We start from the raw sequence: 12,259 nt of genomic DNA, 5'->3' as shown, positions 1-12,259 counted from the left end.
CTTTGTCTTGCCTGCCTTTATGAGCTCTATTGTTTCGGGTTTGAGCCTAATCCTCCCTTTCGCAACGGCTTTTCGAAAAACAATGTCCTTGTGGCCGATTTCAACCATCTTAACGCCCTTCTCGTCAACGTGAGTCAGCTCCATGGTAACACCCCACAAAAAGGGAGATGAAATCAGCCCTTAGCTACTCCCATCGGGCGCATTCTCGCGACGAGCTTCGCTATGCCGGCCTGATGGACGACGCTGACGACGTTGTCCACGCTCTTATACGCGCCGGGAGCCTCCTCTGCAACGACCCTGAGGGAAGCCGCGCGGACGTAGATTCCCCTCTGGAGGAGCTCGTTTCTCAGCCTGTCGCCGCGGTACTGCTTCGTCGCCGCCTTCCTGCTGAGGAGCCTTCCGGCACCGTGGCAACTCGAACCGAAGGTCTCCCTCATCGAACCCTCTGCACCGGCCAAGACGTAGCTCGCGGTGCCCATCGAGCCCGGAATGAGGACCGGCTGTCCGACGTCGCGGTAAGCTCTCGGCACGTCCGGGTGGCCGGCAGGGAAGGCCCTCGTCGCTCCCTTCCTGTGGACGACGACCCTAACTTTCCTCCCGTCAACCTCGTGCTCTTCTACCTTCGCTATGTTGTGCGCCACATCGTAAACCACGTGCATCTCCATGTCCTCAGCTTTCCTCTTGAAGACCTCCTCAAAGCTCTCCCTGACCCAGTGGGTTATCATCTGCCTGTTGGCCCAGGCGAAATTTGCAGCAGCTTTCATCGCGGAGAAATAGCGCTGTCCCTCCTCGCTCTCGAATGGAACGCTCACCAGCTCGCGGTCGGGCCAGGGAATCCCGTACTTCCTGTTGGCCTTCTCCATTATCCTGAGGTAGTCGCTCGCCACCTGGTGGCCGAGGCCGCGCGAACCGGTGTGAACCATCACAACGACCTGCCCCTCGAAGAGGCCGTACGCTTTGGCTATCTCATCGTCGTAGATTTTGTCAACGACCTGAACCTCGAGGAAGTGGTTTCCTGAACCAAGGGAGCCGAGTTGAGGAGCACCCCTCTGCTTCGCCCTCTGGCTTACTGCACTGGGGTCTGCACCTTTCATCCTCCCGCCTTCCTCGAGGTGTTCCAAATCCTCCTTCCAGCCGTAGCCGTTCTCAACTGCCCACTTGGCACCGTCCGCTAAGACGTCATCGAGCTGGGTCCAGTGGAGCCTCACACGTCCCTTGCTTCCAAGTCCGCTAGGAACATTCTTGAAGAGGGTATCAACGAGCTCCTTGATGCGGGGTCTCACCTCCTTCTCGGTGAGGTTGGTTCTGATAAGCCTGACGCCGCAGTTGATATCGTATCCGACGCCTCCGGGGCTTATTACGCCCTCCTTCACGTCAAACGCTGCGACACCTCCAATCGGGAAGCCGTAGCCCTGATGTCCATCGGGCATGACGATGGAGTACTTGTATATGCCGGGGAGCATTGCAACGTTGGCGGCCTGCTCAAGGGTTCTGTCCTGCTTCATTTTTTCAATCAGCTGGTCGTCGGCATAAACCCTGCCCGGAACGCGCATCCGCTTGTCGAACTTGGGAATCTCCCAGCGGATTTTGTCTATTCTCTTCAGCGGCACCATCGCTCTCACCCTTAGGGTATTCTAACGCCAGAACTTTAAAACCTTAGCACCGAATTTCCAACCGCTACTCCTTTATACCCTCTTCTCGAAAATTTCTCGATGGCCGGGAATCTGCTCAAGAACATCGGGCATCTGATGGCGGGGAACTTCGCGAGGAGCATGATAATGGTCTTTTTCACAATCTACATAATCAGGATTATCAGCGTTCAGGACTTCGGTGTGTACTCCACCGTTCTGGCGTTCTCCGCGATAACGACGGCTTTCGTCAACTTCGGCCTCGATACCTATCTCACGAGGGAAGCCAGCAAGGAAAAAGACGTGTTCATCCCGCTTCTCAAAACGGTTACGAAGGCCCGCTTCCTGCTCTTCGCCCTTTCAGAGGTTCTCCTATACGCTCTCCTCAAGGTTCTTGGTTACTCCGAGGAAGTTATCATACTCACCCTCGTCTTCGCCTTCGACCCACTTCTCTGCTTCCTCCTCGACTCCATATACTCAATCCTCTACATCGAGGGCAGAACGCATCCTGTGGCACTGGCGGAGTTCGGAAAGAGGGCACTGCTTCTGCTTTTCGTCCTGTTCACTGCCAAGCTCGGCCTTTTCTGGATTGTAATCTCCTATATCGTCGCGGATTCAATAGTTCTGGCATTTCTCTACCTCGATTACAAGAGGCTGGTGAGGGACTTCCCGAGGGGGAGCGGCGTTTCCCTGGTTGAGGTTCTCAGGAAGAGCCTTCCATTCTCCCTCCAGACTTTGACCGGCCTCTTCTTCTGGAACGTGGACATAATGATGGTGTCAAAGCTCCTCGGAGCTGTCGCAACGGGATTCTACAACGTCGGCGCGACGATTTTCAAGGCGATATACTTCATTCCCCAGTCCTTCGGTTCGGTGCTCTTTCCCAAGATGAGCGAGGCCCACCACGAGGGCAACCTCGAAAGGCTCCGCGGGCCAATCCTCGAGTCCACCAAGAGCCTTCTCTTAATAGCGATTGGCATCGTGCTCTACTCCCAGACGAGCCTTCCCTACTACATTCCCCTGCTCTTCGGCGACAAGTATGCCCCTGCGATGAAGCTCATGGGCCCGATGTCGCTCATAGTGCTCTTCTACTTCCCGGCCTTCATCGGTCAGAGCCTCCTCATGGCAATCGGGCGTGAGAAGGAAGCCGTAAACACGCTGGTTTTCGCGAACATCGCCAACTTCGTCCTGAACCTGATTTTCATAAAGCTCTTCGGACTCCTCGGTGCTGTTTATGGAACGGTGGTCAGCCAGGCCCTCTTCCTCGGGGCGACGGTTTACTACCTCCGCGACGTCCTCCCGAAGGTGCTCCCCCCGATGGAGCTCGCGAGGAGTCTCGTCCGGGGAACCCTCGCGTGGGTTCTCACTGCCCTGGCCGTCCTCTGGCTGGAGAACTACGTAAAGCCGGACTGGGCCGACAACCTGTACTTCCTGACGCTCTACCTGCTCTACAAAACGGGGATAATAAAGGTGGAAGGTTTCAGAATCTAATCCATTCTTAACCTTCTCTCCTTCGGGACGTAGTTGAGCAACCTCCCGTTCTTGGCCTTAGCGGAGCCGAGGTAGTAGGAGCGCCATTTGAGGAGCACCCAGCCGTCCGGCGCATCAATCTCAACACTCTCCCCGGCCAAGTAGCGCCTCGCTCGCTCATCGTCCAGCTCAACAACGTTCTTCGTTGCCCTTGGTCCGATGAGGAAGGCACCCTCGATGGTAAGCCTTATTCCATCGCTCTCTATCCTGCCGAAGTAGATGCCTCTTCTGCCGGTGTCGCTTATCTTCAGCCTACAGGGCTTGTAGGCGTAAACTTTACGATGGTTGCCCCGGATTTCGTAGATTAGCTCCGGAGCATAACCGTAGTTCTCGATGAGGAGCCTTTTAACGAGCTCGGCATCGCCGGTTTTCCCAATCTCGTTTCTTGGGTTGCTCATTCCCCATCACCCGGCTTGACTATCTTCGCTATGAAGAACGCCTCGGTGTCGTTGTCGTTCGGGTGTATGCGCAGAGCTTTTCTCAGCTCGTCCGAGTAGGCCTTCCCCTCCCACTCAAGGACCGGCTTGCTCGTCTTCACGGGCAGGTCTATCTTTTCAAGCCTCGCGTCGGTCTTCCTCAGGAGGTAGTCAACGACCTCCTCGTTTTCCAGCGGGTCTATTGTACAGGTCGAGTAGACCATAACCCCACCCGGCTTCAGCGCCTTGTAACCGGCCAGGATGAGCCTCTTCTGAATGTTCATGTACTTGACGACTGCCTTCTCACGCCACTCCCTCAGGAAGCGCCAGCTCTTTCGTATCATTCCGACAGAGGAGCACGGTGCATCCAATAGAACCCTGTTGAAGGTATTCTCGAAGCGTGCGAATTTGGCCCCGTCCCTCGTTGTTACCCTCGCTATCAGGACCCCCATCCTGTTGAGGTTCGCTATCAGAACGTTGGCCCTGTCCCTGTTGGGGTCGTTGGCTATTATACAGCCTTCGTTCTCCATGTACTGGGCTATCTGCCCAGTCTTCGAGCCCGGCGCGGCGGCCATATCCAAAACCAGCTCCCCCGGCCTCGGCTCGAGAACCACCGACGGAATCATCGAGCTGGCTTCCTGGCCAAAGATTAAGCCGAGGCCGTGCTCCGGGACCTTCGCGAGGTTGTCAACGTTGATGAAGAACCCCTCCCTGACCCAGGGAATCGGCTCGAGCTCGAACTCCTCTCTGAGTCTCTTAACCACCACCTCCAGCGGGGCCTTGAGCGTGTTCACCCTTATGCTCTGCCTGAGGGGCTTAACCATGAGCTCCCAGAACTCGTCCGAATCGTCGAGCTTTGAGTAGCGTTCGTAAAAGGCCGGATTGGTTTCCTTAATAACGTCCCTCGCGCTCATCCAATCACCTCACAGGTCGGGGACGAACTGCGCCATCCAGCGCCCGTCCGGCAGTTTCTCAATCCTCATGTCGTGGTAGGTTATCGCCTTGACTTCCTCCTTCGGCTCGTGCTTCTCGTAGTCGAGAGGTTCTCCGCAGGCTTTGGCTTTGAGGCGGTAGCCGTTCTCGGTCTTCTCTATCCTGACCCTGACGTCGCCGAAGACCAGTCCCTCCATGTCATGGAGCACTAGGAGTTCCTCAAGGAAGCTGTACAGGAGCGCCTCCAAGTCCTCTTCCTCCACCTCAACCTCGCGGCACTCCCCCGGCTCGACCTTCCTCACGTCCACCATAACATCAAAGAGGCCCAGCGCGACCGCCTCAAAGGCCTCCTCCAGCGTTGAGCCGTAACCGCGAACGCCTATGTCGGCGGTGTGCTCGTAGTGCTCCCAGGTTCTCATTCTCTCACCCCCACGAGGATTGAGTTCAAGCCCTCTTTGAGGGCCATCTCGTGAAGCCTCTTATCTGCGGTGTAAAAGGCATCGGCTCCTACGTACTTCGCCGAAACTATTTGCAAGGCGTCTGCCTGATAAATGTGATACCTCTCAATCAGCTCCCACGCATCAGCTAGGAGTAGGGAATGGACGGGAACGACCTCGAGGACACCCAGCCTCGTGAACCGCTTTACCTCCGCCAGGAAGCCCCTCTTCAGAAAGTTGAACTCCTCCTCGGTGAGCTGGCCCCTCCTCAGCTTTTTGTCGAATATCCCGATTACCTCACCTATGTTCCAGAAGCTGAAGGCCAGCTTTACCTCACCCCTGTAGGCGTCCCTGAAGGCTTTCTTCACGAGGTCGCTTCCGTTTTCGTTCAGATACCTCTTCAAGATTGCGCTACTGTCCAAGTAAACGCTCCTCGCGGTCATCCCTCATCTCCCTCAGGAGCTTTTCACTGCTCTCGCCACCAACGTTGAGTGGCTCGAACCACAGGGGAACCTCGGAGTCGTCAACGTCCTTCAAGACCTCGTTTATGAGGTAGTTCATCAGCGCCTCCTCCAGCAGTCTGCTGACCTCGCTCCCCTCCCGAAGGGCCAGCTCTTTAAATTCCTTCCACAGCTCCTCATCGACGTAAACGCTCGTCTTAACCTTCCCCATGCCATCACCTGTAGGTAATTACCGACATCGGTATATAACCCTATCGAAACCGTTAATTAGACCGCCGTCGAAACGAAGGCAGGTGGTTGCATGAGGGAGGTAACGCCAAAGAAAATCCGCGAGATGAAGGGGAAGGAGAAAATCACGATGGTGACGGCATACGATTACCCCTCGGCGCTCCTGGCGGATAAGGCGGGAATTGACATTGTCTTCGTTGGTGATTCCCTCGGAATGGTCGTTTACGGCGATAACAACACTCTCAACGTGACGATGGAGCAGATGGTATTCCACACAAGGGCCGTTGCAAGGGCCGTTAAGCGGGCGCTCGTTTTAGCTGATATGCCCTTCTCCAGCTACGAGGTCAGCATCGAGGAGGGCGTTAAGAACGCCGTTCGGCTTATTCAGGCCGGAGCCGATGCCGTGAAGATTGAAGGTGGCGCCGACCACGAAAAACTCGTCAGGAAGCTCGTTAGGATGGGAATTCCGGTTATGGGACACACCGGTTTAACTCCCCAGCGCTACCTGAGGCTCGGTGGCTACAGAATCACGGGCGAGACGGAGGAGGAAATCGAGGAAATCCTGCGCGACGCGAAAGCCCTTGACCGGGCCGGGGCCTTTGCCGTTGTGCTTGAGTTCGTTCTGGCCGATGTCGCGAAGCTCGTAACTGAGGAGGTCTCGATTCCGACGATAGGAATTGGCGCGGGCCCGTACGTTGACGGTCAGGTTCTGGTCTGGCACGACCTCCTTGGAATTTACGAAAGCTCGCCCCCCTTCGCCAAGCGCTACGCCGAGCTGGGGAAGATCATCGTGGAGGCCCTGAGTCAGTACAACCGCGAGGTCAAGGCTGGAGAATTTCCAAGTGAGGAGCACTACTGGGGGTATCAGAACAGGGAGGAGTTTAAGAAAAAGGCCCGCAGAGCGCTTGAAAAGCTGAGGAATTTACGCTCCTAATGGACCTGTCCTTATTTCTTGGATTTTTTTGAAAATGTGAGTTTTTGACGATGTTTCTGCCGCTTCTGTAACTTTTTAGAATAATAAAACTGCAACCTTTATATGTATCGTTTGCATACTCTCCAATGGGGATTGGAAAATGTTCAAGTGGTATGTCCACACGAGGACCTTTGAGGCGGGACTCTTCGCGGCATCAGTGGCCATACTCCTCGGGCTAGCCCTCATCGGTGCCACTCACGGAAGCTACAGCGGTTCATTTCTTCTCACCCCCAACTCAACCTACTCGATTCAGCTTAGGGGTTATCAATGGGAGAGCATCTATATCGAGATAAAATCAAACGCACCCGTTACGGTTTGTATAACGGACTCGGCTGGATTGAGGCTACTCCACTCGGGTGAGGGCGCCCTCTGTTACCTGTATAAGGCCAACGTTACAAAATTTGATGAATACTGGAGGTTCCCCACGAGTGAGAAGCTTTACCTGCTTATAATTTCAAAGGGAGAAGCGGCCGAGGTTAGGGTAAGCCTGAGAATGGGGGTATTAACGTGGTAAAATGGAGCCGGGACCGGGATTTGAACCCGGGACCTGGGGATTACGAGTCCCCCGCCCTGCCGAGCTAGGCTACCCCGGCACCGTTCTATGGGACAGAGCTAGGATTTATAAGCTTTTCTCAGGGCTGGCCGAGTAGGCTCTTAATAAGGAGCATCCACCTCCCGGGACTGAGGGCTATTATAAAAACTATGAGGGCCAGCAGGAGGTTGACCATTGTTATTGCCTTCAGAGAGTCGAACTCGAGGCTGTAGATTTTTTCAGGAGCCTTTAAGACCCAGCGGGAGGGCACCTTGGAGACGAGGACGGCCAGCAGGAATCCCGTTATGACATCGTATATCCAGTGGTGGGCGAGGAACACGGTTGCGAAGGGAATGAGTGTATTGACCGCGATTAAAACCTTACCCCCAAGCCGCTTCCTGTACTTCCATATCGTCAGTATGTTTATCGCCGCAAACGTGTTGTGAAGGGACGGAAACACGAACTCCTGTCTCGTTAGGAGAGTGCTCTCCGAGCTGTATCCGGGAATTCTATAGACCACGTGGGGGGCGTATATGTGGAACATCATGTATATCGAGCCCGCTATCGCGTAGGCGAGCAGATAGCGCGACAGCAACTCGTCCGAGGTCTCAAGGTCGTACAGGTATATCAGGAGGTAAACCACCATCATGCCTATCGAGCCGGCGAATCCAAGGTAATAAACTGCCCTGAACAGTTCGTAGAGAGGGGGTATCGCTTTAATCGTGTCGAGGACGGAGTACACCAACGTCCTTGAGGTGAGGGGAAGCTTCAGAAACTCGTTCGTGACGTTTACACTCCACCTGCCTATGTAGCCGTAGAGGATTCCGAAGAGTATCCAGCCAAAGTAGCTCAGCACGAAGGCGTTCAGCCTTATGAGAACGCGGGGGTCGCTGAGCCTCTGCCTCAGTAGGTTCATTTTTTACCCCCCGGAGTTATTGGGTTAACTCACTTTTGTGTATCAGCCGGTTGATACACGTTAACCCTTAAAAAACTTTACACATATTCCAGCCGGTGATGTCAATGGAGATTCCGGGATACGGAAGGATTGAGTTTAAAGCCGTTCTGTTCGACCTCAACGGGACGCTCGGCGTTGAGGGCCGGGTTCCTGATGACGTTAAGGAGCTGTTAAAGAAGCTCTCCGAGAAATACACAGTTGTCGTTTTGAGCGCCGACACGTTTGGAACCCTGGAGGAGGAGTTCAGGGGACTGCCGGTTAAAATCGAGAGGGTTTCAAGCGGTTTTGAAAAGGCCCGGATAGCCGAGGGCTACGTCCCCTACGCCGCCGTCGGGAACGGGAACAACGACATTCCGATGCTTGAGAAGGCCGAACTGGCGTTCTGCATTGTGGGAAAGGAGGGTGCAAGCGTTGATGCACTCCTCGTCAGTGATATCGCGGTTACAGACGTTAGAGACGCAATAGAGATGCTCCTCAACGAGAAGAAGCTCATAGCGACGCTGAGGAGGTAGCATGAGGACTTTGAAAGGCATTGGAACTGCCAGGCTCGTTGTGAAGAAGTCGGTCTTCATAGGCTACGCCGCCCCCGCCGGAAGCGAGGAGGAGGCGAGGGCCTTCATCGGGAAGATAAAAGCCCATCACAGCGACGCCAACCACAACGTCTCGGCCTACGTCATAAACGATGGGAGGAGCTTCGCGGTTCGCTACGATGACGACGGCGAGCCGAAGGGAAGCGCCGGAAAGCCCGTGCTGAGGGTTATTCAGAACAGAGGTTTGAGCAACGTTGTCGTCGTGGTCACGCGCTACTTCGGGGGTATAAAGCTCGGTTACGGGGGACTCGTTAAGGCCTACAGCGAAGCCGCGAGTCTCGCTATTGAGAACGCGGGCGTCGTTGATGTCCACGAGACGGGGCACTTTCAGGTTACCTTTCCCTACAGCCTGTTTCGCACGGTTAAAGAAACCATAGAAACGGCCGGTGCGAGGGTCATCGGCGAGGACTACTCCGGGAGCGTCACGTTCACCGTCGCGGTGAGGAAGGACGAGGTTGAGGAGCTTATGGAACTGCTCGTTGAGAGAACGAGGGGAAAGGTAAAGTTCGGGACACCCCTGTGAGCTTTCTGGATTAAGGAAAACCTTTAAATTTACAGGGTATGTAATTTACATGGGGTGTAATTTGCATGGTATGTAAAAATTTCTTCCGAACGAGGCCGGTGATGGAGGAGGAATGCCTCTGGGGGAAGGGGCATAAGAAAGCCGTTGAAAACCTTCTCAGTGCGGTTCTCAGGAGCAATACCGCGGTTCTTCTCGGTCCGAGAAGGGTGGGAAAAACGAGCGTAGTAAGTGTGATGGCGGAAAAGTTAAGGCGAAAACGGGGCTATCATTACGTCTATTTCAACTTCTCTCGATTCATAGGCTCCCGGGCGATATCAATAGCCGACATAGAACCCAAGAGGACGTCCCTCAAGATGGTAACGACGAGCAAGAGCTACAAAATATCGTTTCGAGGGGTGAGCGTTGAGGTGAGGAAGACGAGCATTGAGGAGTTCAGCAGAGACTTTTCAACGCTGGTCCGGGTTTTGTCCCAGAATGCCAAGCTGGGTGTATTGATATTCGACGAAGCACAGGTTCTGGCGAGGCTGAAGAATCTCGACTTCAGGGGACTGTTGCAGGAGATAACGGACAGTTACCCGAACATCTCCCTCGTTTTCACGGGCTCAATGCCGGGTATGCTGGTCGAGTATCTAAACCCAAGCGCCGAAAAACCGAACTTCATGCGCTCGGCAGAAATCTTCGCCCTTCCAAGGTGGAGCATCGAGGAGGGGAGGGGATACCTCATCGAGGGCTTCAGAAGCTATGGAATAAAGGTAACGAACGAGCTGGAGCTCTCAAGGGCCGTTGAAGAGCTTGGAGGAATTCCGGGGTTTATCGCACACTACGGCGTCACCGCGGTTAACCTTGTGAGGACTGGAAAGGACCCGGAAGAAGCTCTCCCCGTGGCCCTTGAGGAAAGCAGGGGGTACGCCCTTGAGGAGTGGAAGAAGGACATAGAGGCTTTCCTGAACGTCTACAACAGCAGGGTTTACCTCGGCGTCCTCAGGGTTCTGGCGGAAGCCTACCCGAGCGCCCTCCGTGGGGCGGAAATCTACAGGAGGCTTAAAACCCTCGGCTTGGCACCCACGAGGGTTCAGCACGTCTATAAGTACCTCGAAACGCTTGAAAAGGCCGGTTTCATTCGCTCGTCTGAGAGAAGGTATTGGATTGAGGACCCCCTCCTCAGGGAGGCCGTTAAGAGGTTTAACCTCAGCTGAATCATTAAATGAAGGGGGGCCGGCCCCTCAGCGGAAGGGCCAGCCGAAGGGGAGGACCCGCGCCAGAAGGCGCAGGAGCCTCCTGAGGAGCCTCACGGCATCACCTCCCGGCGGTTATCTCGTCCTTCGCCGGGAGGCCAAAAAACGAAAGGTCAGACGAGGCGCCTCATCTCCTCCTCCACCTTCACCCGCTCGGCGAAGGCCTTGAGGAGCTCGTAAAGCGCCTTGGCATTCTCACGCGTGTAGGAGATGCTGACCGAGCCAAACATTGAAGACGCGAGGCTGACCGAGTCGTCGTCGAACACGAACTCTGCAGGATACTTTATCGGTGAAAACGTGAACGCATCAAAACACTCGAGCACGACGCGGGTCTTCTTAACCTTTCTCACGCCCACAGAAGCCACCTCCCAGCTTTTTGGAAAGAAAAGAAAGCTTCACAGGGCGGGAACCGGCTCCTGAATTCCGCGGGGAACGTTCACACCTTCAACGTGCCCCGCGTACTTCCAGTAGAGGTAGGCCAGCTTTTGAACGTTCTCGCGGGTGTACTTGAGAAGAAGCTGGCTTGAAAAGTTCTCGCCCGTGATTGTGAGCTTCAGATACTTGGGTTCAAACTCGGCCTTTATTGTTACTGAACCAGAAGGACCCTCGAGCTCCAGAAGGTAGCAATCAAACTCGTATCCGAAATCCAGAACGCGCCTCATCGGGCATCACCAGAAACGCTAAGGCCAGTCCCGCGGAGGTCCGGAAACGGCAAGATAGATTAAGGTAACAATCAGTTTATAAATTTTTTGGTAATCCCGGGCAGGGGCTTCTCCTGACATGCTCCTCCAAGGTATGCAATCGCTTTCTTGACGTGCTCGCTGGTTTTTTCTGCGTGGTATAGATTGATACGCCGTCGTTTCGATGTTTTCGGCTCTGTCTTCGTTTCTTTTTCAAATGTGTTCATTTGGAAACAAGGCAGTTCCCAGCCCAAAACCGGAAACAGGGAGAGGAACAACCCGGCGGGCGACTATTCCCCCGAATAAAACTCTCAAACCCGAAGAAAAAGCATAAGAGAAAATTTCCCATTTTTACGCTGCATAAGAGTATCACCATGCACAAGTTTGACAGAGAAAGGTGGAAAAACCTTAAAATTCCAATTCGGGCAGTAATACGGTCAAATTGATGGAATAAGGGCGGGTAAACTGTTTTTCGGGCTGGGGTTTAATGGGGCATTCTGAAGGCTTTTTTCGTCTTTTAGAGGCTTCTCCTTGGAGTGCGGTGGAGTGAAAAGTTTTGATTAACCCTTGTTTTTGTGGTTAAGTTCTGTTCACTGTTGGTTGTTGTTTTACCAGTTTTTTAGGGTTTATTTTGGGTGTTTGGGTTTTCTGCTTTCCTCGTTTGTGTTTTTACTATTTGGTATAGTTTAGACTAGGCTTTTTCGTGTTTTGTTTTTCTGGGCTTCTGGTTGGGTAAATTTTTTAAGGAGAAGTTCTCCTTCTTTTATCGTCCAAAAGGACGAAAAAACCCGAGGGTTTACAAACCTCTAGAAGAATGGCTACTGGGCTTCAAGAAGGTCAAGGAAGATTCTTTGAAACCTCCATAGAAATAGTCGTCTTTCCAGTTTACAAACCTCTAGAAGAATGGCTACGTTCCGTCCTTGCTCGGAGCAATGATGTCTGCTCCGGTCTCTCTGGGTTTACACACCTCTAGAAGAATGGTCGCTTCTTCTCGGCTCTCTCGATGTTTGTGAACTCGTCGAGGAACGGCAGTTTACAAACCTCTGCAAGAATAGCCTCGACCTGAAGTGGTGAGCTCGCCGGAGGCACTCCTCCGGCACGTTCAATCGAAACCCTTATAACTCTCGAGCGTTATTTCAGC

Annotated in this window: 16 protein-coding genes and 1 tRNA gene; 6 read left to right on the top strand and 11 right to left on the bottom strand. The window is 53.9% G+C overall.

What is annotated here, in order from left to right; genetic code table 11:
• Together MVK46_RS03910 and MVK46_RS03905 are read right to left on the bottom strand one after the other, a co-directional pair.
• A partial coding sequence (locus MVK46_RS03910; protein WP_297535344.1) for a cyclic pyranopterin monophosphate synthase MoaC occupies positions 1-144 on the bottom strand: 144 nt, incomplete at its 3' end.
• 29 nt (positions 145-173) lie between these two features.
• Entirely contained in the window at positions 174-1,613 is a 1,440-nt protein-coding gene (locus tag MVK46_RS03905) for an RtcB family protein (protein ID WP_297535343.1), read from the bottom strand.
• Between the two features lie 99 nt (positions 1,614-1,712).
• Here MVK46_RS03905 and MVK46_RS03900 point away from each other — a divergent pair, with 99 nt between their 5' ends.
• The gene (locus MVK46_RS03900) at positions 1,713-3,116 is read left to right on the top strand and encodes a flippase (protein ID WP_297535342.1); all 1,404 of its coding nucleotides are present in this window, start codon (positions 1,713-1,715) and stop codon (positions 3,114-3,116) included.
• Here MVK46_RS03900 and MVK46_RS03895 read toward each other — a convergent pair.
• Genes MVK46_RS03895 through MVK46_RS03875 form a run of 5 tightly spaced genes read right to left on the bottom strand, consistent with a single transcriptional unit; the run spans position 3,113 to position 5,613 of the window.
• Positions 3,113-3,553: a hypothetical protein gene (locus tag MVK46_RS03895; RefSeq protein ID WP_297535341.1), complete on the bottom strand. Its 441-nt coding sequence runs from the start codon at positions 3,551-3,553 to the stop codon at positions 3,113-3,115. The two genes, MVK46_RS03900 and MVK46_RS03895, sit on opposite strands and share 4 nt — an antisense overlap.
• Positions 3,550-4,485 carry a tRNA (cytosine(49)-C(5))-methyltransferase gene (locus MVK46_RS03890; protein ID WP_297535340.1) on the bottom strand — a complete coding sequence of 312 codons (936 nt, stop codon included), beginning with the start codon at positions 4,483-4,485 and terminating at the stop codon, positions 3,550-3,552. Before MVK46_RS03890 ends, MVK46_RS03895 begins: the two co-directional genes overlap by 4 nt.
• Positions 4,486-4,494: 9 nt before the next feature.
• The gene (locus tag MVK46_RS03885) at positions 4,495-4,923 is read right to left on the bottom strand and encodes an archease (RefSeq protein ID WP_297535339.1); all 429 of its coding nucleotides are present in this window, start codon (positions 4,921-4,923) and stop codon (positions 4,495-4,497) included.
• Positions 4,920-5,384, bottom strand: a complete 465-nt coding sequence (locus MVK46_RS03880) for a type II toxin-antitoxin system VapC family toxin (protein WP_297535338.1) — start codon at positions 5,382-5,384, stop codon at positions 4,920-4,922. The genes MVK46_RS03885 and MVK46_RS03880 overlap by 4 nt, the downstream gene beginning before the upstream one ends.
• Complete coding sequence (locus tag MVK46_RS03875; RefSeq protein WP_297535337.1) at positions 5,353-5,613, bottom strand: ribbon-helix-helix protein, CopG family; 261 nt, start codon at positions 5,611-5,613, stop codon at positions 5,353-5,355. Before MVK46_RS03875 ends, MVK46_RS03880 begins: the two co-directional genes overlap by 32 nt.
• A 90-nt stretch (positions 5,614-5,703) precedes the next feature.
• Here MVK46_RS03875 and panB point away from each other — a divergent pair, with 90 nt between their 5' ends.
• Positions 5,704-6,564, top strand: a complete 861-nt coding sequence (gene panB / locus MVK46_RS03870; protein WP_297535336.1) for a 3-methyl-2-oxobutanoate hydroxymethyltransferase — start codon at positions 5,704-5,706, stop codon at positions 6,562-6,564.
• 139 nt (positions 6,565-6,703) lie between these two features.
• Positions 6,704-7,117: a hypothetical protein gene (locus tag MVK46_RS03865; protein WP_297535335.1), complete on the top strand. Its 414-nt coding sequence runs from the start codon at positions 6,704-6,706 to the stop codon at positions 7,115-7,117.
• Between the two features lie 2 nt (positions 7,118-7,119).
• On the opposite strand, the gene MVK46_RS03860 is transcribed toward MVK46_RS03865, so the two are convergent.
• Together MVK46_RS03860 and MVK46_RS03855 are read right to left on the bottom strand one after the other, a co-directional pair.
• Positions 7,120-7,196, bottom strand: a tRNA-Thr gene (locus tag MVK46_RS03860).
• A gap of 39 nt (positions 7,197-7,235) precedes the next feature.
• Positions 7,236-8,051 (bottom strand): phosphatase PAP2 family protein, encoded by an 816-nt coding sequence (locus tag MVK46_RS03855; RefSeq protein ID WP_297535334.1) that lies wholly within the window; start codon positions 8,049-8,051, stop codon positions 7,236-7,238.
• A 98-nt stretch (positions 8,052-8,149) separates the two neighbouring features.
• On the opposite strand from MVK46_RS03855, the gene MVK46_RS03850 reads away from it, so the two are divergent.
• From MVK46_RS03850 to MVK46_RS03840, 3 genes are all read left to right on the top strand, one after another.
• The gene (locus MVK46_RS03850; protein WP_297535333.1) at positions 8,150-8,602 is read left to right on the top strand and encodes an HAD family hydrolase; all 453 of its coding nucleotides are present in this window, start codon (positions 8,150-8,152) and stop codon (positions 8,600-8,602) included.
• Position 8,603: 1 nt separating this feature from the next.
• Positions 8,604-9,203, top strand: coding sequence for a YigZ family protein (locus MVK46_RS03845; protein WP_297535332.1), 600 nt, complete (start codon positions 8,604-8,606; stop codon positions 9,201-9,203).
• A gap of 101 nt (positions 9,204-9,304) precedes the next feature.
• Entirely contained in the window at positions 9,305-10,399 is a 1,095-nt protein-coding gene (locus MVK46_RS03840) for an ATP-binding protein (RefSeq protein WP_297535331.1), read from the top strand.
• Positions 10,400-10,551: 152 nt separating this feature from the next.
• On the opposite strand, the gene MVK46_RS03835 is transcribed toward MVK46_RS03840, so the two are convergent.
• Together MVK46_RS03835 and MVK46_RS03830 are read right to left on the bottom strand one after the other, a co-directional pair.
• A complete protein-coding gene (locus MVK46_RS03835) occupies positions 10,552-10,803 on the bottom strand; it encodes a hypothetical protein (RefSeq protein WP_297535330.1) in 252 nt (83 codons plus the stop codon).
• A 30-nt stretch (positions 10,804-10,833) separates the two neighbouring features.
• Positions 10,834-11,100, bottom strand: a complete 267-nt coding sequence (locus MVK46_RS03830; protein ID WP_297535329.1) for a hypothetical protein — start codon at positions 11,098-11,100, stop codon at positions 10,834-10,836.
• Positions 11,101-12,259: the final 1,159 nt, after the last annotated feature.

Source organism: Thermococcus sp. (assembly GCF_027066465.1).
GTDB lineage: Archaea > Methanobacteriota_B > Thermococci > Thermococcales > Thermococcaceae > Thermococcus.
This window is presented reverse-complemented; position numbering and strand designations above follow the sequence as displayed.

Coding starts and splice junctions, on each gene's coding strand:
- MVK46_RS03905 (WP_297535343.1), bottom strand. CDS start 1,613: ATGGTGCCGCTGAAGAGAATAGACAAAATCCGCTGGGAGATTCCCAAG.
- MVK46_RS03900 (WP_297535342.1), top strand. CDS start 1,713: ATGGCCGGGAATCTGCTCAAGAACATCGGGCATCTGATGGCGGGGAAC.
- MVK46_RS03895 (WP_297535341.1), bottom strand. CDS start 3,553: ATGAGCAACCCAAGAAACGAGATTGGGAAAACCGGCGATGCCGAGCTC.
- MVK46_RS03890 (WP_297535340.1), bottom strand. CDS start 4,485: ATGAGCGCGAGGGACGTTATTAAGGAAACCAATCCGGCCTTTTACGAA.
- MVK46_RS03885 (WP_297535339.1), bottom strand. CDS start 4,923: ATGAGAACCTGGGAGCACTACGAGCACACCGCCGACATAGGCGTTCGC.
- MVK46_RS03880 (WP_297535338.1), bottom strand. CDS start 5,384: ATGACCGCGAGGAGCGTTTACTTGGACAGTAGCGCAATCTTGAAGAGG.
- MVK46_RS03875 (WP_297535337.1), bottom strand. CDS start 5,613: ATGGGGAAGGTTAAGACGAGCGTTTACGTCGATGAGGAGCTGTGGAAG.
- panB (WP_297535336.1), top strand. CDS start 5,704: ATGAGGGAGGTAACGCCAAAGAAAATCCGCGAGATGAAGGGGAAGGAG.
- MVK46_RS03865 (WP_297535335.1), top strand. CDS start 6,704: ATGTTCAAGTGGTATGTCCACACGAGGACCTTTGAGGCGGGACTCTTC.
- MVK46_RS03855 (WP_297535334.1), bottom strand. CDS start 8,051: ATGAACCTACTGAGGCAGAGGCTCAGCGACCCCCGCGTTCTCATAAGG.
- MVK46_RS03850 (WP_297535333.1), top strand. CDS start 8,150: ATGTCAATGGAGATTCCGGGATACGGAAGGATTGAGTTTAAAGCCGTT.
- MVK46_RS03845 (WP_297535332.1), top strand. CDS start 8,604: ATGAGGACTTTGAAAGGCATTGGAACTGCCAGGCTCGTTGTGAAGAAG.
- MVK46_RS03840 (WP_297535331.1), top strand. CDS start 9,305: ATGGAGGAGGAATGCCTCTGGGGGAAGGGGCATAAGAAAGCCGTTGAA.
- MVK46_RS03830 (WP_297535329.1), bottom strand. CDS start 11,100: ATGAGGCGCGTTCTGGATTTCGGATACGAGTTTGATTGCTACCTTCTG.